The sequence below is a fragment of the Enterobacter cloacae complex sp. 677-3DZ2D5B genome, from assembly GCF_004136695.1.
Taxonomy (GTDB): Bacteria; Pseudomonadota; Gammaproteobacteria; order Enterobacterales; family Enterobacteriaceae; genus Enterobacter; species Enterobacter hormaechei_C.
In genome coordinates, this window is the sequence record NZ_QFLS01000001.1 from 789,909 (window position 1) to 812,607 (window position 22,699).

Here is a 22,699-nt window from a genome sequence, read left to right on the forward strand (position 1 = left end):
CAGATTACAAATGTTACAGCGCCCTTTTCTTCAGAGCAAGCGCTTTGGGAACGATTCCCCGGCCCCCTATGCGCACTTTAATGCGAGGTAACAAAAAACGCTGTCGTGAGATGCTATTTTAACTCACAGGGCACATTATTAATGTGTGCGTTAAGCACAAGGCCAGTGATAAATAAGCGCACAGCGAGGGGGCAAACGATGAGTGAAAACATCCGCGTCGGTCTTATTGGCTACGGGTACGCAAGCAAAACCTTTCATGCACCGCTGGTTGCCGGCACGCCGGGAATGGAACTAGCGGCCATCACAAGCAGCGATGAGACTAAGGTCCGCGCCGACTGGCCAGCTGTGCCGGTGGTAACGGAGCCTAAGCATCTGTTTAACGATCCTAATATTGACCTTATTGTCATTCCTACCCCTAACGACACTCATTTCCCCCTGGCGAAAGCGGCGCTGGAGGCAGGCAAACATGTTGTTGTCGATAAGCCCTTCACCGTGACGTTGTCACAGGCGCGCGAGCTGGATGCGCTGGCGCGAAGTCTGGGTCGGTTATTATCGGTCTTTCACAACCGGCGCTGGGACAGCGATTTCCTGACGGTCCAAGCGCTGCTCAACGAAGGCACGCTCGGCGAAATTGCCTTTTTTGAGTCGCACTTCGATCGTTATCGTCCGCAGGTGCGAGATCGCTGGCGCGAGCAGGCGGGACCGGGCAGCGGCATCTGGTATGACTTAGCGCCGCATCTTCTCGATCAGGCCGTTCATCTGTTTGGTCTGCCCGTAAGCATGACGGTCGATTTAGCGCAGCTCAGGCCGGGGGCGCAGACCACCGACTATTTCCATGCCATTTTGAGTTATCCGCAGCGGCGCATTGTGCTGCACGGGACAATGCTTGCGGCGGCGGAATCGGCCCGCTATATCATTCATGGGGCGCGCGGCAGCTATGTGAAGTTCGGCCTGGATCCGCAGGAAGAGCGCCTCAAAAATGGCGAACGCTTACCGCAGGAGGACTGGGGCTACGACATGCGCGACGGGGTGGTGACGCGTGCGGAGGGTGAGGCGCTGGTTGAAGAGACGGTATTGACCCTGCCGGGGAACTATCCGGCGTATTACGCCGCCATTCGTGACGCGCTGAACGGTTCAGGTGAAAATCCGGTTCCCGCAAGCCAGGCAATCCAGATTATGGAGCTCATTGAGCTGGGGATCGAATCTGCCAAACATCGCGCAACGCTCTGTCTGGCATAAGTGCCAAACGCTTTCGTAGGCCGGGTAAGCGCAGCGCCACCCGGCAGTAAAGAGGACTACTGAGCAACTTTATCGCGCAGCGCCTGTTTCTCTTCAGGCGTCAGGAAGGCGATCTCCAGCCCGTTGATTTGCGCCTGACGGATCTGCTCGCGGCTCAGCCCGGCCTGCGGCGCGGCGATGTTGTATTCGTGAATAATATCCACGCCCTGAACCGCCGGATCGTCCGTGTTCAGTGAAGCCAGCACCCCGTGTTCAAGGAAGGTTTTCAGCGGGTGTTGCGCCAGCGATGCCACTGTACTGGTCTGAATATTGGAGGTCAGGCAGGATTCGATTCCAATACGTTGTTCGGCGAGGAAATCCATCAGCGCGCGATCTTCAATGGCTTTCACGCCGTGACCAATACGTTCCGCACCCAGTTCACGAATGGCCTGCCAGATGCTTTCCGGCCCCGCGGCTTCGCCTGCATGAACGGTAATATGCCATCCTGCATCACGTGCGCGGTTGAAATGAGACAGGAACAGGCTGCCCGGGAAGCCCAGCTCGTCACCGGCGAGGTCGATGGCGGTGATCTGGTCGCGATGCGCCAGTAATGCTTCCAGCTCCTGAAGACAGGCCGCTTCACCGAAGGTACGGCTCATAATGCCGATCAAACGCGCCTGAACGTCAAAGGTTTTACAGCCTTCACGCACGCCTTCAATGACCGCTTCAACCACGCCCGCTACGGGGAGATTGTGGGTCATTGCCATATAGCCCGGGGAGAAACGCAGTTCGACATAGTGCAGGCCGTTGCGCGCGGCATCTTCGATGTTTTCAAAGGCGACACGGCGACAGGCATCGACCGAGGCCAGCATCTTCACGCCCCAGTCGAGCTTGCTCAGAAAGCTCACCAGATCCGGTTCGTTCGACGTGACCTGAACATGGGGGATCAGGGTTTCAAGCGTTTCGGCAGGGAGGGTTAAATTGAACTGGCGGCCAAGATCGAGAATGGTTTGGGCACGAATGTTTCCGTCGAGGTGGCGGTGAATATCAGTTAAAGGCAGGCGTGTATCAATCATGGTCGCACTCTTTGCTGGTTAAAGTGCGCCATATTATAAAAACAAAACGGGGTAAAAAGCTATTTGCGCAAGGGAATATTCCGTTGCGCAAATGATTTACAGCAGCGTGTTGATGCCAGCGATCAGGCGCTGAACGCCCTGTTCAAGCTTACTACGCGGACAGCCAGCGTTCAGACGCACATAACCTTTACCTTCATCCCCATAGGTATATCCCGGCATGATGGCCACTTTTTGCTGTTCAATCAGCACGTTTTGCAGCGTCTTGTCATCAATACCGAGTGGGCTGAGATCGATCCAGGCCAGATAGGTGGCCTCGGGCGGTTGCCAGTTGAGTGTCGGAAAAGCACTGTTTAGTTCGCGAGCAACATACCGCAGATTCTCTTCGAGATAGGTCCGCAGCGCGTCCAGCCACGGTTCGCCCTGCCGGTAAGCAGCAATGTGCGCGGTCAGCGCCAGCACGGAAGGGGAAGAGAGTCCGTCCCGACCTTTTAATGCGTTCAGATAGGCGTTACGGCTGGCATCATCGGCGATAAGCCCCCAGGCGCCCGTCAGCGCCGGAATGTTGAAGCTTTTGGAACCCGAGGTCAGCAGCGCCCATTTACCGCGCGCAACCTCATTCCACGGGGTGTGACGATGCATGCCCCATACCATATCCATATGAATTTCGTCGCTGATCACCGCTACGTCATAACGTTCACACAGGGCCGCCATTGTGGTCAGCGCCTCCCGAGTCCAGACTTTTCCGGTCGGGTTTTGCGGGCTACACAGCAGCAGAATCGTGTTTTCCGGTTTTGATAGCGCCGCTTCCAGCGAGGCCATTTCCCCCTCCCAGCCATGCGCTGTTTTCTGCATCGGCACGGAAACAACGGTACGCTGGTTGCCTTCGATGGCTTTATAAAAGGCATCGTAAGCCGGAGTATGGACCACCACGCCGTCGCCAGGCGAGGACCAGAGGCGGATCAGCTCTGAGACCATATAAATGACCGACGGCCCATACACCACGGTTTCGGTATCAATCTGACTGTTAAAGCGTTGCCGGAACCAGTGCGCCACGGCGGCCAGAAATTCGTCATTTTTCCAGCGACTGTAACCAAACACCCCGTGGTTTATTCGCTGGTGCAGCGCATCGGTAATGCAGGGGGCGGTGGCGAAATCCATATCAGAGATGGTGAAGGGCAGCAGGTCGGCAGCGCCAAAACGGTCAGCGACATAATCCCACAGGGTACACCAGGTGCCGTGTCGATCCACGACGGTTGAAAAATCAAACATGACGGTGCTCCGTAAAGTAAAACCCCCTCATGACGAGGGGGGGCGAGGCATCAGGCTTCGACGGTTCGCATCAGGGTTGCCAGCTCATCCTTCACTGACTGTACCTGCGGGCCAATGACGACCTGCAAATTGTGTTGATTTAACTGTACCACCCCAATAGCCCGGTTAGCTTTAAGTGCGTTGGTATCCACTTTGGACATGTCCGCCACCGACAAACGCAGGCGGGTGATGCAGTTATCCAGAGAAGTAATATTATCCGCACCGCCCAGCGCCGCCAGAATAGCCGGCGTGTTATATCCGGATTTCCCAACGGTACCGGCCACCGCCTGTTCAACGCTGGTGGCCGTATCGGTATCGCGGCCAGGCGTTTTCAGGTTGAAGCGGGTGATGGCGAAGCGGAAGATCCCGTAGTAAACCGCGAACCAGATGGCGGCCACAACCGGCACCAGATACCACTTGGTGGACAGGCCGTGCAGGATACCGAATACCACGAAGTCAATCACGTTACCGTCGGTGTTACCGATGGTCACACCGAGCACAGCCATCACGGTAAAGCCCAGGCCCGTCAGTACGGCGTGGATGAGGTACAGTACCGGTGCCACGAACAGGAACAGGAACTCGATAGGTTCTGTCGTACCGCCCACCACGCAGGCAATAACGCCGGAGATCAGCAGACCTTTAATTTTATGACGATTTTCCGGACGGGCACAGTGGTACATCGCCAGCGCAGCACCCGGCAGGCCGCCGAGGAAGGCAGGCATTTTACCCTGAGAAAGGAAACGCGTCGCACTTTCAGAGAAGCCGTGAGTGGTCGGGCAGCTCAGCTGGGCCTGGAAGATGGTCAGCGCGCCGCTAACGGAATGACCGCAAACGTCCATGGTGCCGCCTGCTTCCGTAAAGCGGATCAGGGCAACCAGGATGTGCTGTAAACCAAACGGTAGCAGCAGACGTTCACCCGTACCGAAAATCATCGGGCCGAAATCACCCGCGCCGTTGATAATGCGGCCAATCCCGGTGATCCCCATGGCAAAAATCGGCCAAATCAGAGGGATGATCAGACCAAACAGACCCATCACAACCAGCGTAATGATTGGCACAAAGCGGGTCCCGCCGAAGAAGGCCAGCGCATCGGGCAGGCGGATGTTGTGGAAGCGCTCGTGCAGCATCCAGATAATCACCCCCGCGATCACGGCTCCAAGGATCCCGGTATCGATGGACTGAATACCAATCACGCTCTGAATGTTATTGGCTTTCAGTACCGCCGCGTCGGTCGTCGGCAGGATCCCTTTGGCGGTCAGCCAGAAGTTAACCGCAAGGTTCATGACCGCATAGCCAACGAAGCCCGCAAACGCCGCCACGCCTTTGTTTTCGCGCGCCAGACCCAGAGGAATGGCGATACAGAACATTACCGGCAGGAAGCTAAAGGCAAACGATCCGACCTTGCTCATCCAGATGAAGATCGCCTGAAGTACCGGATTTCCCAGGAAAGGGATCAGGGTAATGACGTCATGACTGCTTAACGAGCTGCCGATCCCCAGCATAATCCCGCAAAAAGAGAGAAGCGCCACGGGCAGCATAAAGGTTTTACCCAGTTGCTGGAAAAACTCCCACAGTGATATTTTTTGTGCTGCTTTCGTCGTCATAAAACGACTCCTTAAAGGGTAGAAAGAGATTTAACGACCTCGATGGGGCGAGAAGATAAAACGTTTTATCAAACTTTAGTGCGCGCTAAATCACATTCTCAGGCTTTTACTGGTAGTATAAAGATAACGTATTGATAAAACGTTTTAGCGATCCCATTATCAAGGAGTCACGCCACCACATGGCTGTAGCGAAAAAGATCACCATCAACGATGTCGCGCTGGCGGCGGGGGTTTCCGTCAGCACCGTTTCGCTGGTATTAAGCGGGAAGGGGCGCATCTCTCCTGCAACGGGTCAGCGCGTCAACGAGGCCGTTGAGCAGTTGGGCTTTGTGCGTAATCGCCAGGCGTCGGCGCTGCGCGGTGGGCAAAGCGGGGTGATAGGGCTGATTGTTCGCGACCTCGCGTCGCCGTTTTATGCAGAACTGACCGCCGGGCTTACCGAGGCGCTTGAAGCGCAGGGGCGAATGGTTTTCCTGCTCCACGGTGGGCGCGAACCGGAGCAACTGCTCTCCAGGCTGGATTTGCTGCTGACACAAGGGGTGGATGGGGTAATCGTGGCCGGCGCGTCCGGCGTGGGCAGTGAATTGTGTGAGCGCGCGGCGCAGAAAGGCGTACCGCTGGTGTTTGCGTCGCGCGCCAGCTATCTCGACGAAGCCGATACCCTTCGGCCAGATAACATGCAGGCCGCGCAAATGCTGACCGAGCATCTTATTCATCGCGGCCATCAGCGCATCGCCTGGCTCGGCGGTAAAAGCTCGTCCCTGACGCGTGCCGAGCGGGTGGGCGGTTACTGTTCCACGCTCATCAAATATGGCCTGCCGTTTCACAGCGAATGGGTGGTGGAGTGTGAATCCAGCCAGAAAAAAGCCGCGGAAGCCATCGGCACGCTGCTTCGCAACAGCCCGACGATCAGCGCGGTGATTTGCTATAACGACGTTATTGCGATGGGGGCGTGGTTCGGCTTGATCCGCGCCGGACGCCAGAGCGGTGAGGGCGGGGTAGAAACGTTCTTCGGCCATCAGGTGGCGCTGGGGGCGTTTGCAGATGTCGGTGAAAATGCGTTAGACGATCTCCCCATCGTCTGGGCGACGACGCCGGCTCGTGAAATGGGGTACACCCTGGCAGAACGAATTATGCAGCGCATTGAAAATACGGACGTGCAGGCCGGGCATCAGATTGTGGCTGCGCGCTTAGTGACGGTGAAGTAAACGCTTTGCTTGCACGGGCCTACAACGGCTCAGGATCGGAGGCCGGGTAAGCGTCAGCGCCACCCGGCAATAAAAAACCCCTCATGCGAGGGGTTTTTCGTTTACTGCTGCGGTACTGCCGGCGGCGCAGCCGGTTCGGCCGGTTCAGGCATGCCCAGCGTCGGCATACCAAACATACCGACAAACTCTTCCAGCGGCATTTTGTCGCCGTTGAGCGTCACCTGGCCATTAGCATATTGCAGGCTGGTGGAAATGGTGTTGTCTTCCACCTTCGTGATGCGGAACATCTGGCCCATCGCCGCCAGGCCTTTCACCTGTTGGTTTGCCAGTTTACCTGCATCTTCTTCACCATACCCTTCGAGTTTCGCAATCTGCGTCATGAACTCGGTTGCCATATCCATCGGGATGGTCAGCTTGCTGTCGAGCGATTTCACGCTGCGGTCAACTTCCTGCGCCAGGGTCTGCGGCTCGCCAGTCGTGGCTGCCGGATCCTTCAGGAACAGCGACAGGTTGAAGTTGGTTTCGCCTTTGCCGTTTTTCCAGCTCAGGGGCGCAACGGTAATCACCGGCTCGCCCTTCAGCAGGATCGGCAGGTTATTAAACAGCACCGTCATCGCCTGCTGCTGGTAAGCCTGTGGGTTCTGTTGCAGGGCGGCATCGGTCAGCAGAGCCTGGCTCTCTTTACTGTATTTCTGACTGAATTCGTGCCACGCCTGGCCGTCAATGTTGCCGATTTTCAGAGACAACTTACCGGTACCCAGATCCTGATTCTGTACTTTCAGGCTTTTCAGGCTGTAATCCAGCTGGGTGTTGATGCTTTTACCGTCTTTGGACACGTCAGACTTACCGTCCAGATCCATGCCTTCAAGCACCGCCATCTCTTTGCCTTCGATCGCAATGGCGATCTTATCGAGGCTCAGTTTCTGGTCGCCGATACGCTCATCAAAATCAGTCATACGGCTATTGCCGCTGGCTTTCAGGTTGTTGAAGGTAAGCTGCACCTTCTGGTTATATTCATTGACTGAATTCACCAGGCCGCTGGCGGCATCGCCGGTCAGGGAGACATTCTTGCCGTCGCGATCGGCATCAAGCTGGAAATTACCGCCGCTGAAGGCGACTTTATCGGTGCCTTGTTCGTAATTCAGGGCTTTCAGGTCGATGTCGGAATGCGTATCACCGGCATAGCTGATGCGGGTATTGATCTCAAACGGCGACTCATTTTTCGCCATATCGAAAATCGGCTTCGTCACCTCGTTATTCACCAGTACGGTTCTGGCGGATGCCATAGAGGGGATCAGGTTAAACTTTTTCAACTGCGCCAGCGGGAACGGACCGTGGCTGACCACTTCATCCAGCACCACGCTCTGGCCCGGTTTCAGCCAGGCGTTCTGATTACCCGCAACCGGCTTCACCACCACCTGCATATGGCTGGTAAACACGCCACGCTGGTAGTTCTGATAGCTCAGCTCCAGACCTGCTTCAGGCGCGCTGCGCTTAATCTCGCTGTTTGCCTGCGTCATCATCTCTGCCAGACGGCTTTCCAGCTGTTTCCCGGTATACCAGGAAGCACCCGTCCAGATCACGCCTAAAGCAACAATCACTCCTACCGCTACGACCGATTTTTTCATTGCGATTATCCCTAAAATGAAACCAGGCGGTTAAAACCGCCTGGTGTTACAACGCCTGTTACTAGCTTAGCAAGAGTTGTTAAAAAATTCAGTAAGTCCCTAAAGCTTATTAAAAACACGCGCCAGGCGACCGGTGCCGCTCACCCGGACAGGCGACTCGTTTGCTGCGACAAAGGCGGATTCACCCGGTTTGAGCACCAGACGCTCGCTATCTTTGTGCAACGTCGCTTCGCCTTCCACACAGAACAGGATCGCGGCGCTCTCCTGTGCAATGGCGGTTTCGTCTGCGCTGAGGTCGTGCAGGGAGAAGGCAAAATCGTCAACCGGAATCGGGAAGTCCAGCTCTGCGCCGTTTTTCACCGGCTGAGTAAGCAGCTCCGCAGCAGGTTTCGCCACAAACTTCACGTTGGCAACCAGCTCAGGGATGTCGATGTATTTTGGCGTCAGGCCCGCGCGCAGTACGTTATCGGAGTTAGCCATCACCTCCAGTGCCACGCCGTTGAGGTAGGCGTGCGGGGTTTCAGCGAACAGGAACATCGCTTCGCCCGGGTTGAGCTTCACCACGTTCAGCAGAAGCGGAGAGAAGAGACCGCTGTCGTCCGGATAAAACGCGGAAATTACGCGAATGGTGTCCCATGGCTCACCCTGCTGGCTGTTCAGCGCGGCTTTCAGCACCGCCAGCGCGTGTGATTTTTCCTCGCCCTGCATATTCAGCAGGCTGGCAAACAGCTCGCTCAAGGCTTCTGCGTTCGGGTTTTCCAGGAAGTGGGCGATCGCGTTGTGAGCCCCGGCGACCGGTTGCAGCAGGGAGATGATCTCGGAAAACTCGCGGAAGGCATTCATCGCCAGAAAAGGGGTGAGGGCGAAAACCAGTTCCGGCTTGTGGTTAGGATCTTTGTAGTTACGCTCTGCGGCGTCTAACGGAATACCGGCGGCATTTTCTTTGGCAAAGCCCAGTTCAGAGGCTTTTTTGTTCGGGTGAACCTGAATGGAGAGCGGCTGGTCGGCGCACAATACCTTGAACAGAAACGGCAGCTCACCAAAACGATTCGCCACTTTATCGCCGAGCAGTGCGGCTTTGTCGGCGTCGATGACGTCACGCAGGCTACGAACCTGACCGCTGGCATCTTCAATTTTTGAGCTGCTCTTCGGGTGTGCGCCCATCCACAGCTCTGCCATCGGCAGGTTGTCCGGGTTGGCGATACCGTAGAGATCCGTTAACGCAGTTTTACTTCCCCAGGCGTAGTTTTGCACTGAGTTGATGAGTTTTTGCATTATCAAGCCCTGATTCATATGTGGAATTAACTCCGCGTATTAAAGCAATAAACCGAATGGAAGTAACCTGCGGATGTAAAAAGTCGTACTAGTCTCAGTTTTTGTTAAAAAATTGTGTAGGATAAGCTGACTCGCTTTTAAGCCGGGCAGCGGAACATCTGCCCTGAATAAACAGACCGAAGCAGTAAGTGAGAGAACAATGTCGAATAAACCCTTCCATTATCAGGATCCTTTCCCCCTCAGTCAGGATCAGACCGAGTATTATCTGTTAACCCGCGATTACGTTACTGTCTCTGAGTTTGAAGGGCAGGAGATCCTCAAAGTTGACCCGCAGGCGCTGACGTTGCTGGCGCAGCAAGCCTTCCATGATGCTTCCTTTATGCTCCGTCCGGCGCATCAGCAGCAGGTTGCTGATATCCTGAGCGACCCGGAAGCCAGCGAGAACGATAAGTACGTTGCCCTGCAATTCCTGCGTAACTCTGATATCGCGGCGAAAGGCATTCTGCCGACCTGCCAGGACACCGGCACGGCGATTATCACCGGTAAAAAAGGCCAGCGCGTCTGGACCGGCGGCGGTGACGAAGCGGCGCTGGCGCGCGGCGTTTACAATACCTACACCGAAGACAACCTGCGCTATTCGCAAAACGCGGCGCTGGATATGTACAAAGAGGTGAACACCGGCACTAACCTGCCTGCGCAGATTGACCTCTACAGCGTCGACGGTGACGAGTACAAATTCCTCTGCATCGCCAAAGGCGGCGGTTCAGCCAACAAAACCTATCTTTACCAGGAAACCAAAGCGCTGCTTACCCCGGGCAAGCTGAAGAACTACCTGGTCGAGAAGATGCGTACCCTCGGCACCGCGGCCTGCCCGCCGTACCATATCGCATTTGTGATTGGCGGTACGTCTGCCGAAAGCACCCTGAAAACCGTTAAGCTGGCCTCAACCAAATACTACGATGGCCTGCCAACGGAAGGTAACGAACATGGTCAGGCGTTCCGCGACGTGCAGCTTGAGCAGGAACTGCTGGCCGAAGCGCAGAACCTGGGGCTGGGCGCGCAGTTTGGCGGCAAATACTTCGCGCATGACATTCGCGTGATCCGCCTGCCGCGCCACGGTGCTTCCTGTCCGGTGGGGATGGGCGTTTCCTGTTCAGCGGACCGTAACATCAAAGCGAAGATCAACCGCGACGGCATCTGGATCGAGAAGCTGGAGAACAACCCGGGCAAATACATCCCTGAAGAACTGCGTAAAGCGGGCGAGGGGGAAGCGGTTCGCGTGGACCTGAATCGTCCGATGAAAGAGATTCTGGCGCAGCTTTCGCAGTATCCGGTCTCGACCCGTCTATCCCTGAACGGGACGATTATCGTGGGCCGCGACATCGCCCATGCGAAGCTGAAAGAGCGCCTGGACAACGGCGAAGGGCTGCCGCAGTACATTAAAGATCACCCGATCTACTACGCAGGTCCGGCAAAAACGCCTGATGGATATGCTTCCGGCTCGTTAGGCCCAACCACGGCGGGCCGTATGGACTCCTACGTCGACCAGTTGCAGGCCAACGGCGGCAGCATGATCATGCTGGCGAAAGGCAACCGCAGCCAGCAGGTGACGGACGCGTGCCACAAGCACGGCGGCTTCTACCTCGGTAGCATCGGTGGCCCGGCGGCGGTGCTGGCGCAGGGCAGTATCAAGAGCCTTGAGTGCGTGGAGTACCCGGAACTGGGTATGGAAGCGATCTGGAAAATTGAAGTGGAAGACTTCCCGGCGTTCATCCTCGTGGATGACAAAGGTAACGACTTCTTCAAACAGATCCAGTCTTCCCAGTGTTCGGCGTGTGTGAAGTAATTCTGTAAATTGCCGGGTAGCGCTGACGCTTACCCGGCCTACATTCTCGTAGGTCGGGTAAGGCGCAGCCACCACCCGACATCAAAAAGAGCGCACAAAGCGCCATAACGTTTCTCAGAAGTCATCAATACTTATCTCTTAAGCATGTGAGCAATCCCATCTTTGTTATCAAGGAGTAAGTAATGACAATGCATCGCCGCGAGAAAGACTCCATGGGCGCCATCGACGTCCCGGCCGACAAGCTATGGGGCGCACAAACCCAGCGTTCGCTGGAGCATTTCCGCATTTCGACAGAGAAAATGCCCGTCTCGCTAATCCAGGCGCTGGCGTTGACCAAACGCGCTGCCGCAAAAGTCAATCAGGATCTGGGCCTGCTGGATGCCGATAAAGCCACCGCCATCATCAATGCCGCCGACGAAGTGCTGGCGGGCAAACATCCCGACGAATTCCCCCTTGCCATCTGGCAGACCGGCTCAGGCACCCAGAGCAACATGAACATGAACGAGGTGCTGGCGAACCGCGCAAGCGAGCTGCTTGGCGGCCTACGCGGCATGGAGCGCAAGATCCACCCGAACGATGACGTGAACAAAAGCCAGAGTTCCAACGACGTGTTCCCGACGGCCATGCACGTGGCGGCCGTCATCGCAATCCGCGAGCAGCTTATCCCGCAGCTCAACGTGCTTAAATCTACGCTTAACGAGAAAGCGCAGGCCTTCCGCGACATCGTTAAAATTGGTCGTACGCACCTTCAGGACGCCACGCCGCTGACGCTCGGCCAGGAGATCTCCGGCTGGGTGGCGATGCTGGAGCACAACCTTAAGCATATCGACAACAGCCTGCCGCATCTGGCGGAGCTGGCGCTCGGCGGGACGGCGGTGGGCACTGGCTTAAACACCCATCCCGAGTACGCGGTGCGCGTGGCCGAAGAGCTCGCGAAGATTACCGGGCAGCCGTTTGTTACCGCTCCGAATAAATTCGAAGCGCTGGCGACCTGTGATGCCCTGGTGCATACCCATGGCGCGCTGAAAGGGCTGGCGGCCTCGCTGATGAAAATCGCCAACGACGTGCGCTGGCTGGCCTCCGGCCCGCGCTGCGGCATCGGCGAAATCAGCATTCCGGAAAACGAGCCGGGCAGCTCCATTATGCCGGGCAAAGTGAACCCGACCCAGTGCGAAGCCATGACCATGCTGTGCTGTCAGGTGATGGGTAATGACGTGGCGGTTAACATGGGCGGCGCGTCGGGTAACTTCGAGCTTAACGTCTATCGTCCGATGGTGATCCACAACGTACTGCAATCGATTCGTCTGCTGGCCGATGGCATGGAGAGCTTTAACGAGCACTGCGCGGTGGGCATTGAGCCTAATCGCGAGCGAATCAGCCAGCTGCTGAATGAGTCTCTGATGCTGGTAACGGCGCTGAACACCCATATTGGTTATGACAAAGCGGCCGAAATCGCTAAAAAAGCGCACAAAGAGGGGCTTACCCTGAAAGCCTCTGCGCTGGCGCTGGGCTACCTGACGGACGCCGAGTTTGATGCCTGGGTCCGACCGGAAGCGATGGTGGGCAGCCTCAGATAATCACTGCGCCACATACAGGTGCAGCCGCGGAATAATCAGCTGTAGCGGCTGCGCCTGGGGTTTATAGCGATGCTGAACGTTTTCAGCATCGTAGTTCAGCAGTTCCCCGATATCCGGCACCACCGCACCCTGATCGGCATCATAGAGCGCAATCAGCGGCGTCGGGCAGGCGTATTGCACCTGCTTTTGTTGACCGGCATACCAGACACGGGCGATAGGCTGCACCTTCACCGGACGCTTTATTTTAAGACGGGTATCAGCTGGCAGGGAGGCAATGCTGTGGTACTCCTGCTCCAGCCGTTCAATCCACTGTTCCCGCGACCACGGGGCGACCGTTCGCGGCGATTTCAGGCTTTTTTCCAGCTGCGCCAGGATCTCGTCCCGCGCGAAATTTTTAATGATGTGCTTGTTGGCCCAGCCGAAGCGCAGCGTGGCGGGATGGCGCAGTACCGTCAGCGTGCGGTAGGCATTCAGGGTGATCAGCCCCGGAAGCTGGCGATGCACCCATTCAAAACGGGCAGCCGGTGCCAGCCCGGACTCAACGGTTACAATCTTCTCAAAGGCGGCTTTTAGCGTATTGATATGCGTAATCTGCGCCTCAATTCCTTCACGCGTTGCGGCATCCGTTTGCAAGCAGATGACGCCGGGCAGGCGAACGGCGGCCTTACTGCTGCGATTTTCGGACTGCTGCTGGATGAAAAGGCGACGATAGTGCTGCAACGTCATTTCCAGCGCCGCCTTGCCAACATGCTGCGTCACCTCAATGGTGTTCAGCGGGTCGTGCTCTGCGCCTTTTGCCACCTCGGGCAGGGAAAAGACGCGGGCGGCCAGCAGGCGGCAGTCCTGAAGTTGCCCCGTGAGGGTCAGTAACGCCTGCTCTATTTCCCGAAATGTGGTGTTAAGCCTTTCGATGAGATCGTAAGTTGTCATGGCAGCCCTTAATTAGTTACAACATACTATTGATATAGCACAACACGCCGGGTCAGGCCAGCGTGCGGTTTAGGTCAGGCAGGTACGGGAAGGGGAATGTTGTGATAGATCGGCCAGCTAAAGACGAACCGGGCCCCACCCAGCTCGCTCGCTTCGCAGCGAACCGAACCGCCCATCGCCTGGGCAATAGAACGGACAATAGCCAGCCCCAGACCACAGCCGCCGGTAGCCCTGTCGCGGCTGGGATCGAGGCGCACAAACGGCTCAAAAACTTTTTCACGCTCCGCCGGCTCAATGCCGGGGCCATCGTCTTCCACACACAGAATCGCCTGGCTTCCCTGCAAATCTAAACCTATGCGCAGCGTCGTTTCGCTGTAGCGCATGGCGTTGTTCATCAGATTATCCAGCACGCGTTCCATCAGGCGCATGTCCAGTGCGCCGTACGCGCCGGGGGTAATGGCTGTCAGCAGTTTTCGCTGAGGGTTAACGCTCTGCACATCGTTAATATGCGTCTGTAGCCAGACGGGGAGATCCGGTGTACTGAGGTGCAACTCCGTCTGAGGCCGATCGAGGCGGGCATAGGTCAGCAGCTCTTCAATTAGCGCTTCAAGCTGGCCAATATCCCGATTGAGCGCCTGCGATTCCGCCCCGGTGAGGTTCTCGCTCATCTCCAGGCGATAACGCAGGCGTACCAGCGGAGTGCGCAGTTCATGCGCAATGCCATCGATCAGCTGCTTCTTGCTGGCAATCAGGGCGTTGATGTTATCGGCCATCTGGTTAAAGGCAATACCGAGCCGGTCAAAACTGGAACCACTGTCGAAATGTATGCGTTCAGTTAAATGACCCTCCCCAAAACGCTGTGCGGCGGATTCCAGTTTCAGCATGTCTTGCCAGTGCGGTCGCATCCAGATGAATACAGGGAAAGCGAGCGAGATGGCAATAAAGCCCAGCAGGGCGAGATCCAGCAGGCGCATCTGGTGCAGGTAATAGAGATAGGGCACCGGCCCGACGGCCAGGACATAATGGCTGCGCGGAATACGCTGAATGAAGGTATATTTCTCGTCCAGCGCGACGATGTCTCCATCGCGCAGACGCTGCATCGCAGGCGGTGCTAAGTCAAAATCCTTCATGGGTTCGATACGCAGATCAAACGACAGATTCAGATCCAGCTCTTTTAACGTGCGCGCCCAGTCATGAGGTGGTATTTCTCGCAACTCGCTACGCATCAGGTAGAGCGAGCTTTTCATCAGATCGTCGAGGGATTGTCTGCCCGCGCGCTCTGCGGTGAATTTGTAGACCAGCCCGACCAGCATGGTCATCACCAGAAAGCAGACAAACAGCAGAAGGTAAAACTGCACAAACAGCTTTTTCATTAATCTCACCGAAACAGGGGCTTCACTACACGTCTTTTACCAGCAGGGTCGCCATGGGCGCAAGTCAGGCATGATGAGTTGAAAAGGGTAATTGTCGAGAGGTATTTCAGCGCGGCATCGCTTTATTCCATCAATGCCCGGAAAATCCGTTTACGTTTCAGTTAAACGAGTTTATTTACGATTGCGTATTATTGATCCGTAATAACAGTGACAAAGGCCACCTGCGGGTGGCTTTATTTAATGGCGTTAACCAGCGAGAGGGATCCGGCACAAACGGTGCGACAGAAATAATTAGCGTTGTAACCTGAGCATTATCGATCTTCGTTAATGTCTGGATTTAGCTGTGCTGACAATCAGTGGATTCGTGGTAAACCCATGCGGGCATTTCCGCGCGTTGCAATGCACCGCGTATGTGCATATCTCTTCTTGCTGGTTTCGGTTGTATGGGCATGCCATCTTGTTTTTAATTTCACTCCACAACATCTCGTTATAAGGTGATATGTTATATATCGATATAGGCTTGAACACACCATTAATGAAGACGCCATTTTTTGTCGGATATATTCTGTCACCGGGGTACAAATAGACATCGCTTTCATACCAAATAATGAGTTTCAAGAACTTGAGGCCCAAGATGCTTGAATAAACGATTCCCGTGTTAGGACAAATTACCGAGCTAATGACTCTCCATGACATTGCTATACCTCTTTCATTAAATAATTGAGAGAGTATAAGGTTTAGCATGAGAATTAGATATCTGCAAACACGTAAGCTATTGAAAAAGATCGATATTATTTATACGGTTGCCACTATCCCCTTTGTTTTCAAAAGGATAAGATAATGATTAAAGCAATTGTAAAGATTATTTTTAGACCAATGTGCTTTTAAGTGACGGATTTTTGATCGATGATGGCGCCTGCACTGCTGAATATATATTGTACTACAGCACTGAAATACATTAGGAATACTTTTGTTTAGGCGAAAAATGCCCAGCGAAATAGCATACAAGGAAGGAATGAGAACAAGGGATATTTTATAACTGACGATGCATATAATCGATAACTTTCGACGGGTACTGATAATAATTCCGATGCATCGTGAGTTATTTTTCGAATATTCCTGTTTTGTTCCTTTTTTCAGGTTTCCCAGGCGTGCGGTGCAAACAGATAGCCCTTATTGCGTACGGTTTTAATGCGGTAAGGTTCCGTGGCGTTATCCAGCAGTTTTTTACGCAGACGCGAAATCGCCACATCAACGCTACGATCCATTCCGTCGTAACTTACGCCGCGCAGATTTTTCAGTAATGCATCCCGGTCCATAATTTGACCGGCATGGGTTGCCAGCTCCCACAGCAGGTCAAAATCTGCGGTTGAGAGCGCAATCAGCTCCCCGGAAAGCATAACCTGTCGGTTGACCGGGTCGATAGAAAGCGTGCCGAAGCGCATCGCTTTGTGCGGCGTTAAAGAGGGGGCAGACGCTTCACGCTCCGCGCCGCTGGCACGCTGACGCAGATGGAGGCGCAAACGGGCAAGCAGGACTGCCGGCGGCGTGGTTTTCAGGATGTAGTCATTCGCGCCCATCTCAAGCGACAGAATATGATTCATATCGCTGTCGAGAGAGGTCAGCAGCACGATCGGACCGTCCCACTTCGTGCGCAGATCCCGGCATAGCGTCATACCATCTTTTCCGGGCAGCATGATGTCCAGCAACACCAGGTCCGGATTTTCGCGGGTCACGACGTCTTCAGCGCGATCGCCACGAGGCTCGACAACCACTTCCATATCATGTTTACCCAGATAAGCGGCGATCAGTTGCCCCACCTCGGGTTCATCTTCAACATAAACAATCTTATTCATACAACGTCTGTCATCGCAAAAAACGTCAACATACACCGCGCAATCTTAACCTTCCATTAATCTTTCAAAATTAGCCGGACTTCCGTTATCCTGCATGGGAATGTTATTTGATTGTTAAGGGAAAAGAATGGGGCTGGTGATAAAAGCCACGCTGGGTGCGCTGGTCGTGCTGCTGATTGGGGTGCTGGCTAAAACGAAGAACTACTACATTGCCGGGCTGATCCCGCTGTTTCCCACCTTTGCGTTAATCGCGCACTATATTGTGGCCTCTGAGCGGGGTATTGAGGCGCTGCGCGCCACCATTGTGTTCGGGATGTGGTCGATCATCCCGTATTTTATCTATCTGCTGTCGCTGTGGTACTTCACCGGTTTTCTGCGTCTGCCCCTGGCGCTGGGCGGGGCGGTGGTCTGTTGGAGCCTCAGCGCCTGGGTGCTTATCTTCTTCTGGAGCCGCTTTCACTAGCGCAGCGGGCGGCCACCGTCCACGGCAAACGTTCGGCCCGTGACGTAACAGCTGGTCAGCAGATAATCGATCAGGTCGATCACCTCTTTCTCACCGGGCGCAATTTTCATTAACGACTTGTTGAGCGCCTGCTGACGATACTCGGCATCATCGCCTTCGTTAAATAAAATCATCGCCGGAGCAATCGCGTTGACCTTTACCTCGGGCGCCAGCTTGCGTGCGAAAGAGCGGGTCATATTATCCAGGGCGGCTTTGCTGGCCGCATAGGCGATGTGTTTGTCGCTTCCTCGCTCTACCACGTAATCGGTGAAATGGATAATGTCGCCTGCGGCATGACCGTGTCCGCGCAGCAGATCCTGTAGGGCATGGTTGAGCAGATAAGGCGCATTAACGTGGATCTGCATCATGCAGGCGAGCGTTTCGCTGAGCGAATGTCCTGCTTTTTCAGGAAGCCAGGTACTGGCATTGTGAATAACCGCCCGCAGCCCGTGGGTGGTCGATTTCACTTTGTCCGCGAAGGCGAGTATACCTTCATCCGTGGAGAAATCCGACTGAATGCATACTGCTCCGGCATTTCGTAGACCTTCAATGGAGGGATATTCCGTGCGGTAACTGACGATAACCGGATGGCGAAGGTTGAGAAAGTGATGGGCGAGGGCGAGGCCGATGCGACGGCCTGCGCCAGTGATCAATATTGGGCGTTGCTGCGTGTGTCCCATCGTAATCTCCTTTTCAGTTCAACAATGGGACAGGCGACGCTATCCCATTAACATCCACGTTGCCGGTACGGCAGCGACTAACAGCAAACCTATCAACGCCATTTCGCGGCGCTTAAGGGCATTATCAAGCTGATGCGTACGGCGAGCGTAGATAAACACCAGCAGGCCCGGTGCGTAGAGCACCACGGACAGCAGCAGATGCATCGGTCCGGAAGCATACAACAACCATAGACCGTAAATACAGGCGCCGACACCTACCGCATAGTGTGCCGGGCGGGTCGCAATTTTTAACAGATATGCGCCCACTAAGAAATAGGGTACCAGAATCATCTCGGAGGCGATGGTCAGCAGCGTGTTATAGTCCGATCCTGTGAGCCAGATCAGCACCAGACAGACCTGCACGCTGATGTTGGTGAGCCACAAAGAGGCCGATGGCGCACTGTTTTTGTTCTGACGGGCAAACAGGCGCGGGAACGCTTTATGCGTGGCGGCCAGGAACGGCACTTCCGCTGCCATAATGGTCCAGCTCAGATAGGCGCCGCAAACGGAGACAATCAGACCCGCCGCGATAATCACGTCTCCCCAGGGACCCAACATTTTCACCATCAGCCCGGCCATGGACGGGTTACGCATTTCCGCCAGTTCAGGGCGTGCCACCACGCCGAGCGACAACAGCGTCACCAGCAGATAAACGCCCAGCGCCGCCAGTACGGCCAGCAGCGTGGCGCGTCCCACGTCGCGCTTGTTACGCGCGCGGGCAGAGACTACGACGGCACCTTCAACGCCGATGAACACCCACAGGGTGATCAGCATGGTATTTTTCACCTGTTCCCAGACGGGAACGCCCAGCGCAATGCCGCTGAAATCGAGCGTAAAGACATCGAGACGGAAGGCGAGGAAGGCCAGCACGACGAACAGGCCAAGCGGCACAAGCTTGGCCAGCGTTGCCACGAGGTTAATGCTGGCCGCGGTCTGGACGCCGCGCAAAATCAGCCAGTGAACAATCCACAGCAGTACCGAGGCGCCGACGATGGACTGCCAGGTATTACCGTCGCCAAACAGGCGCAGTTCGGGCGTATCGGTAAAGAAGCTGAGCGCCGAGAAGACGATAACCAGATAGGAGACGTTGGCGATCACCGCGCACAGCCAGTAACCCCAGGCGGAGCAGAAGCCGATCAGCTCGCCGAAACCTTCCCGGGCGTAAGTGAATATTCCGCCGTCCAGATCCGGTCGGATACGGGTCAGCAGCAGCATGGCGAATGCCAGCAGCAAAATCCCAACACCGGTAATGCCCCAGCCAATCAGTAATGCGGCCGGGCTGGCGACGGCCGCCATGTTCTGCGGCAAACTGAATACGCCCGCGCCCAGCATTGAGCTTAATACAAGTGCAGTTAACGCACTCAGGCCAAGTTTCTTTTCCATTGGCTTCCTGTTATGAAAAGTCCAAATCCAGAATAATTATTTCGCTAAGGCGCATAAAAATGGTGGATCACGCTAAGGCGCGGGATTTTACGGAGTGTGAAGGATGCATGCAATGACGTGTGGCAGAAATCAGAAAAAAAGTAACAAAAAAGGCGGCACTGCGCCGCCTTTATGAAACCGTTTTGTTACTTGTACAGATCGGCGCTGATGGTCAGGTTGTTACCACGTTCCTGCCACTGACGGGTGATGTGGTAATACTTCGCGCCTTTCTTCGCAGCACGCTTCGCCACCTGATAGGAGATTTCCGTCATGTTGCCATAGTTGCCCGTAAACTTGATGCTGTCGAACGGCACCATCTGCGCGGCAGTGGCTTTGTTCAGCTCTTCAATTTTCGTGCCGTCTGGTAACGTAACGGTATAACGACCGCCTTTGGTGGATTGGGTTTCAAAGAAACGGCCCACTTCAGCGCTTGGTGCCGCAGACGTTGCTACGCCCGGAATTTCCACTTTCTTCGCTTCTTCACCGCCTTTCGCTAACGCGGCACGTCCCGCATCTGAATCCGCTGGAATGGCATCCGGGCTTTGCACTACGCGTTTTTTCGCATCTTGCTTATAGATGAAAGCGGTGATGCGCTGGTTTCCGCCCTGGTTGGCATCAACCTGACGCACGATATAAAACGCGTAAGCGCCTTTTTCTCTCGCGGCTTTGGTGATGGCATCGTTAACTTCAGGCTGGCTGCGGTAGAAGCCCTGAACGGTCACGGTGTCATACGGTTCCAGCTGAACAGCCTGATCTTTCGGCAGTTCAACAATGCCGTTAATCACGCGGTTTTTCTGTTCATCTGCTTTTGGGGCATTCTCTTTGTACAGCGCAATCGTCACGCGCTGGTTGCCGCTGTTGCCTTGATCGGACTGGTCAACAACGTAAAACGAGGCAGCGCCGTTTTTATCGGCGGCTTTTGATGCGGCGGCGACGGCATCGCCAATAGAGTTATAGCGACCCACAATGACCGTATGGTCAAAAGGTTTTAACGCTGCCGCTTGCTCCGGCGTCAACTCTGTCGCGGCATTCGCAGACAGGGCGGTCGCGGAAAGAAGTGCGGACGCCAGGAGTGTGTTCTTAAGCTTCATAAAAATAATCCTTCGCCTTGCGCAAACCATGTACTGGTGTTGTTGTTAATTTGAGACGGTCCCGATTATGGCATTTAACACCCATCGCTGTCTGCGGCATTTTTCACAGCCTGTGCTCACCAAAGGACCTGATTCGATAACATTTTGTGATATGTGGAAAAAACAGGCGTTTCACAAGAAAAACTGATTAAGCATATGACTTTTACAAGTTAATTTAATGTTAATGAGTTGTTCTATTATGGCGCTATATCATGTTTTTACCGCTTCGCTTGCGCGATTTATCGGTCCTGAAGGCGAATTTAAGGTAAATATCTCTGTCAGTAACCCCGATCGCTTATTTTTCACAGATAAAGTAAGAAATAGTGTTTTCTGGCTGTAGATCACAGGCGCTATTTTCAGTAGGTTATAGAAAGTTTGTTACTGTTTTATTTTCCGGGGTTAATCATTCTCCGTCGTTATCTCGATGGTGAAAATTGATACAAACCGCGGGCAATTATCGACAAACCATCATCAAAAACCGATGGAAGGGAAAACTATGCGTATTGGGGTACCAAAAGAACGGTTAGCCAATGAAACCCGCGTAGCGGCAACACCAAAAACGGTGGAGCAACTGCTTAAACTGGGTTTTACCGTCGCGATTGAAAGCGGCGCGGGCACACTGGCGAGTTTCGATGACGAGGCCTTTACTCAGGCTGGCGCGGACGTCGTGGACGGTGCTGAGGTCTGGCAATCACCCATCATTCTGAAGGTAAACGCACCGGAAGAGAGTGAAATTGAACTGCTGAACGCGGGCACTACGCTGGTGAGCTTTGTCTGGCCAGCCCAAAACCCGGAGTTGATGGAGAAGCTGGCGGCACGCGGTGTCACCGTGATGGCGATGGACTCCGTGCCGCGTATTTCGCGCGCGCAGTCTCTGGATGCGCTGAGCTCCATGGCGAACATTGCCGGCTATCGCGCCATTGTCGAAGCTGCGCATGAGTTTGGTCGCTTCTTTACCGGTCAGATTACGGCGGCAGGTAAAGTACCACCCGCGAAGGTGATGGTGATTGGTGCCGGTGTGGCAGGTCTTGCCGCTATCGGGGCCGCAAACAGCCTGGGCGCTATTGTTCGCGCGTTTGATACCCGGCCGGAAGTGAAGGAGCAGGTGCAGAGTATGGGCGCCGAATTCCTTGAGCTGGACTTCAAGGAAGAAGCGGGCAGCGGTGATGGTTACGCGAAGGTCATGTCTGAAGCCTTTATCAAGGCGGAAATGGCGCTCTTTGCGGCGCAGGCAAAAGAGGTAGACATCATTGTCACCACCGCGCTTATTCCGGGTAAACCGGCGCCGAAGCTGATCACCCGTGAGATGGTGGATTCCATGCAGCCGGGCAGCGTTATAGTCGATCTGGCGGCGCAAAACGGCGGTAACTGTGAGTATACCGTGCCAAATCAGGTCACGACGACCGCGAACGGCGTGAAGGTGATCGGTTATACCGACCTGCCAGGGCGTCTGCCAACCCAGTCCTCTCAGCTGTACGGCACGAACCTCGTTAACCTGCTGAAGCTGCTCTGCAAAGAGAAAGACGGCAACATTACCGTTGATTTTGATGATGTGGTGGTGCGTGGCGTTACCGTGGTGCGTGAAGGGGAAATCACCTGGCCTGCACCGCCGATTCAGGTTTCCGCTCAACCTCAGGCTGCGCCGAAAGCGGCACCAGAGCCCGCGGAGCCAGCAAAACCTGCGTCGCCGTGGCGCAAATACGCCATCATGGCGCTGGTCATAATCCTGTTTGGCTGGCTGGCGGACGTCGCGCCAAAAGAGTTCCTTGGCCACTTCACCGTCTTCGCGCTCTCCTGCGTGGTGGGTTACTACGTCGTGTGGAACGTTTCCCATGCGCTGCATACCCCGCTGATGTCGGTCACCAATGCCATCTCCGGGATTATCGTGGTCGGGGCATTGCTGCAAATTGGTCATGGCGGCTGGATCAGCTTCCTGAGCTTCATTGCGGTGCTGATCGCCAGTATCAATATTTTCGGTGGTTTCACCGTGACTCAGCGCATGCTGAAAATGTTTCGTAAAGGCTAAG

At 55.0% G+C, this 22,699-nt stretch carries 18 protein-coding genes; 6 read left to right on the forward strand and 12 right to left on the reverse strand.

The features are described 5' to 3' along the window. The first annotated feature begins 198 nt into the window (after nucleotides 1-198). The gene (locus DD597_RS03985; RefSeq protein WP_129255967.1) at nucleotides 199-1,239 is read left to right on the forward strand and encodes an oxidoreductase; all 1,041 of its coding nucleotides are present in this window, start codon (nucleotides 199-201) and stop codon (nucleotides 1,237-1,239) included. A 56-nt stretch (nucleotides 1,240-1,295) separates the two neighbouring features. On the opposite strand, the gene add is transcribed toward DD597_RS03985, so the two are convergent. The 3 genes from add to malX all read right to left on the reverse strand — a co-directional run bounded on the left by add (nucleotide 1,296) and on the right by malX (nucleotide 5,206). Next, nucleotides 1,296-2,294 (reverse strand): adenosine deaminase, encoded by a 999-nt coding sequence (add, locus tag DD597_RS03990; protein ID WP_015570661.1) that lies wholly within the window; start codon nucleotides 2,292-2,294, stop codon nucleotides 1,296-1,298. Nucleotides 2,295-2,390: 96 nt separating this feature from the next. Further along, nucleotides 2,391-3,563, reverse strand: a complete 1,173-nt coding sequence (locus DD597_RS03995) for a MalY/PatB family protein (RefSeq protein ID WP_129255968.1) — start codon at nucleotides 3,561-3,563, stop codon at nucleotides 2,391-2,393. A 50-nt stretch (nucleotides 3,564-3,613) separates the two neighbouring features. Further along, nucleotides 3,614-5,206 (reverse strand): maltose/glucose-specific PTS transporter subunit IIBC, encoded by a 1,593-nt coding sequence (gene malX / locus DD597_RS04000; protein WP_023324552.1) that lies wholly within the window; start codon nucleotides 5,204-5,206, stop codon nucleotides 3,614-3,616. A gap of 179 nt (nucleotides 5,207-5,385) precedes the next feature. On the opposite strand from malX, the gene DD597_RS04005 reads away from it, so the two are divergent. Beyond that, nucleotides 5,386-6,414 carry a Mal regulon transcriptional regulator MalI gene (locus DD597_RS04005; RefSeq protein WP_003857568.1) on the forward strand — a complete coding sequence of 343 codons (1,029 nt, stop codon included), beginning with the start codon at nucleotides 5,386-5,388 and terminating at the stop codon, nucleotides 6,412-6,414. A 101-nt stretch (nucleotides 6,415-6,515) separates the two neighbouring features. On the opposite strand, the gene DD597_RS04010 is transcribed toward DD597_RS04005, so the two are convergent. Both DD597_RS04010 and manA read right to left on the reverse strand, forming a co-directional pair. Next, nucleotides 6,516-8,042: a YdgA family protein gene (locus tag DD597_RS04010; RefSeq protein ID WP_023324553.1), complete on the reverse strand. Its 1,527-nt coding sequence runs from the start codon at nucleotides 8,040-8,042 to the stop codon at nucleotides 6,516-6,518. A 99-nt stretch (nucleotides 8,043-8,141) separates the two neighbouring features. After that, on the reverse strand, nucleotides 8,142-9,317 hold the full coding sequence (gene manA, locus DD597_RS04015) for a mannose-6-phosphate isomerase (protein WP_003857564.1): 1,176 nt from the start codon (nucleotides 9,315-9,317) through the stop codon (nucleotides 8,142-8,144). A gap of 199 nt (nucleotides 9,318-9,516) precedes the next feature. On the opposite strand from manA, the gene fumA reads away from it, so the two are divergent. Beyond that, on the forward strand, nucleotides 9,517-11,163 hold the full coding sequence (gene fumA / locus DD597_RS04020) for a class I fumarate hydratase FumA (protein ID WP_023314046.1): 1,647 nt from the start codon (nucleotides 9,517-9,519) through the stop codon (nucleotides 11,161-11,163). Between the two features lie 182 nt (nucleotides 11,164-11,345). After that, entirely contained in the window at nucleotides 11,346-12,740 is a 1,395-nt protein-coding gene (fumC, locus tag DD597_RS04025; protein ID WP_045897796.1) for a class II fumarate hydratase, read from the forward strand. On the opposite strand, the gene tus is transcribed toward fumC, so the two are convergent. From tus to rstA, 4 genes are all read right to left on the reverse strand, one after another. Next, entirely contained in the window at nucleotides 12,741-13,670 is a 930-nt protein-coding gene (gene tus / locus DD597_RS04030; protein WP_023314048.1) for a DNA replication terminus site-binding protein, read from the reverse strand. A gap of 74 nt (nucleotides 13,671-13,744) precedes the next feature. Beyond that, on the reverse strand, nucleotides 13,745-15,043 hold the full coding sequence (gene rstB / locus DD597_RS04035; RefSeq protein WP_003857557.1) for a two-component system sensor histidine kinase RstB: 1,299 nt from the start codon (nucleotides 15,041-15,043) through the stop codon (nucleotides 13,745-13,747). A 324-nt stretch (nucleotides 15,044-15,367) separates the two neighbouring features. Beyond that, complete coding sequence (iraM, locus tag DD597_RS04040) at nucleotides 15,368-15,787, reverse strand: anti-adapter protein IraM (RefSeq protein ID WP_058659747.1); 420 nt, start codon at nucleotides 15,785-15,787, stop codon at nucleotides 15,368-15,370. 392 nt (nucleotides 15,788-16,179) lie between these two features. Then, nucleotides 16,180-16,899 carry a two-component system response regulator RstA gene (rstA, locus tag DD597_RS04045; protein WP_003857553.1) on the reverse strand — a complete coding sequence of 240 codons (720 nt, stop codon included), beginning with the start codon at nucleotides 16,897-16,899 and terminating at the stop codon, nucleotides 16,180-16,182. 127 nt (nucleotides 16,900-17,026) lie between these two features. On the opposite strand from rstA, the gene DD597_RS04050 reads away from it, so the two are divergent. Then, nucleotides 17,027-17,362, forward strand: coding sequence for a GlpM family protein (locus DD597_RS04050; RefSeq protein ID WP_003857551.1), 336 nt, complete (start codon nucleotides 17,027-17,029; stop codon nucleotides 17,360-17,362). On the opposite strand, the gene folM is transcribed toward DD597_RS04050, so the two are convergent. The 3 genes from folM to ydgH form a co-directional block, all read right to left on the reverse strand. Continuing rightward, complete coding sequence (gene folM / locus DD597_RS04055) at nucleotides 17,359-18,081, reverse strand: dihydromonapterin reductase (RefSeq protein ID WP_129255969.1); 723 nt, start codon at nucleotides 18,079-18,081, stop codon at nucleotides 17,359-17,361. The genes DD597_RS04050 and folM overlap by 4 nt on opposite strands. Before the next feature lie 39 nt (nucleotides 18,082-18,120). Beyond that, nucleotides 18,121-19,503, reverse strand: a complete 1,383-nt coding sequence (locus DD597_RS04060; protein ID WP_003857548.1) for an amino acid permease — start codon at nucleotides 19,501-19,503, stop codon at nucleotides 18,121-18,123. A gap of 185 nt (nucleotides 19,504-19,688) precedes the next feature. Further along, nucleotides 19,689-20,633 (reverse strand): DUF1471 family protein YdgH, encoded by a 945-nt coding sequence (gene ydgH / locus DD597_RS04065; RefSeq protein WP_000769339.1) that lies wholly within the window; start codon nucleotides 20,631-20,633, stop codon nucleotides 19,689-19,691. A gap of 535 nt (nucleotides 20,634-21,168) precedes the next feature. On the opposite strand from ydgH, the gene pntA reads away from it, so the two are divergent. Next, nucleotides 21,169-22,698 (forward strand): Re/Si-specific NAD(P)(+) transhydrogenase subunit alpha, encoded by a 1,530-nt coding sequence (gene pntA / locus DD597_RS04070; RefSeq protein ID WP_003857543.1) that lies wholly within the window; start codon nucleotides 21,169-21,171, stop codon nucleotides 22,696-22,698. Nucleotide 22,699: the final 1 nt, after the last annotated feature.

Coding starts and splice junctions, on each gene's coding strand:
- DD597_RS04060 (WP_003857548.1), bottom strand. CDS start 19,503: ATGGAAAAGAAACTTGGCCTGAGTGCGTTAACTGCACTTGTATTAAGC.
- fumA (WP_023314046.1), top strand. CDS start 9,517: ATGTCGAATAAACCCTTCCATTATCAGGATCCTTTCCCCCTCAGTCAG.
- DD597_RS04050 (WP_003857551.1), top strand. CDS start 17,027: ATGGGGCTGGTGATAAAAGCCACGCTGGGTGCGCTGGTCGTGCTGCTG.
- DD597_RS04005 (WP_003857568.1), top strand. CDS start 5,386: ATGGCTGTAGCGAAAAAGATCACCATCAACGATGTCGCGCTGGCGGCG.
- DD597_RS03985 (WP_129255967.1), top strand. CDS start 199: ATGAGTGAAAACATCCGCGTCGGTCTTATTGGCTACGGGTACGCAAGC.
- add (WP_015570661.1), bottom strand. CDS start 2,294: ATGATTGATACACGCCTGCCTTTAACTGATATTCACCGCCACCTCGAC.
- tus (WP_023314048.1), bottom strand. CDS start 13,670: ATGACAACTTACGATCTCATCGAAAGGCTTAACACCACATTTCGGGAA.
- DD597_RS03995 (WP_129255968.1), bottom strand. CDS start 3,563: ATGTTTGATTTTTCAACCGTCGTGGATCGACACGGCACCTGGTGTACC.
- folM (WP_129255969.1), bottom strand. CDS start 18,081: ATGGGACACACGCAGCAACGCCCAATATTGATCACTGGCGCAGGCCGT.
- ydgH (WP_000769339.1), bottom strand. CDS start 20,633: ATGAAGCTTAAGAACACACTCCTGGCGTCCGCACTTCTTTCCGCGACC.
- rstB (WP_003857557.1), bottom strand. CDS start 15,043: ATGAAAAAGCTGTTTGTGCAGTTTTACCTTCTGCTGTTTGTCTGCTTT.
- DD597_RS04010 (WP_023324553.1), bottom strand. CDS start 8,042: ATGAAAAAATCGGTCGTAGCGGTAGGAGTGATTGTTGCTTTAGGCGTG.
- pntA (WP_003857543.1), top strand. CDS start 21,169: ATGCGTATTGGGGTACCAAAAGAACGGTTAGCCAATGAAACCCGCGTA.
- rstA (WP_003857553.1), bottom strand. CDS start 16,899: ATGAATAAGATTGTTTATGTTGAAGATGAACCCGAGGTGGGGCAACTG.
- fumC (WP_045897796.1), top strand. CDS start 11,346: ATGACAATGCATCGCCGCGAGAAAGACTCCATGGGCGCCATCGACGTC.
- malX (WP_023324552.1), bottom strand. CDS start 5,206: ATGACGACGAAAGCAGCACAAAAAATATCACTGTGGGAGTTTTTCCAG.
- manA (WP_003857564.1), bottom strand. CDS start 9,317: ATGCAAAAACTCATCAACTCAGTGCAAAACTACGCCTGGGGAAGTAAA.
- iraM (WP_058659747.1), bottom strand. CDS start 15,787: ATGCTAAACCTTATACTCTCTCAATTATTTAATGAAAGAGGTATAGCA.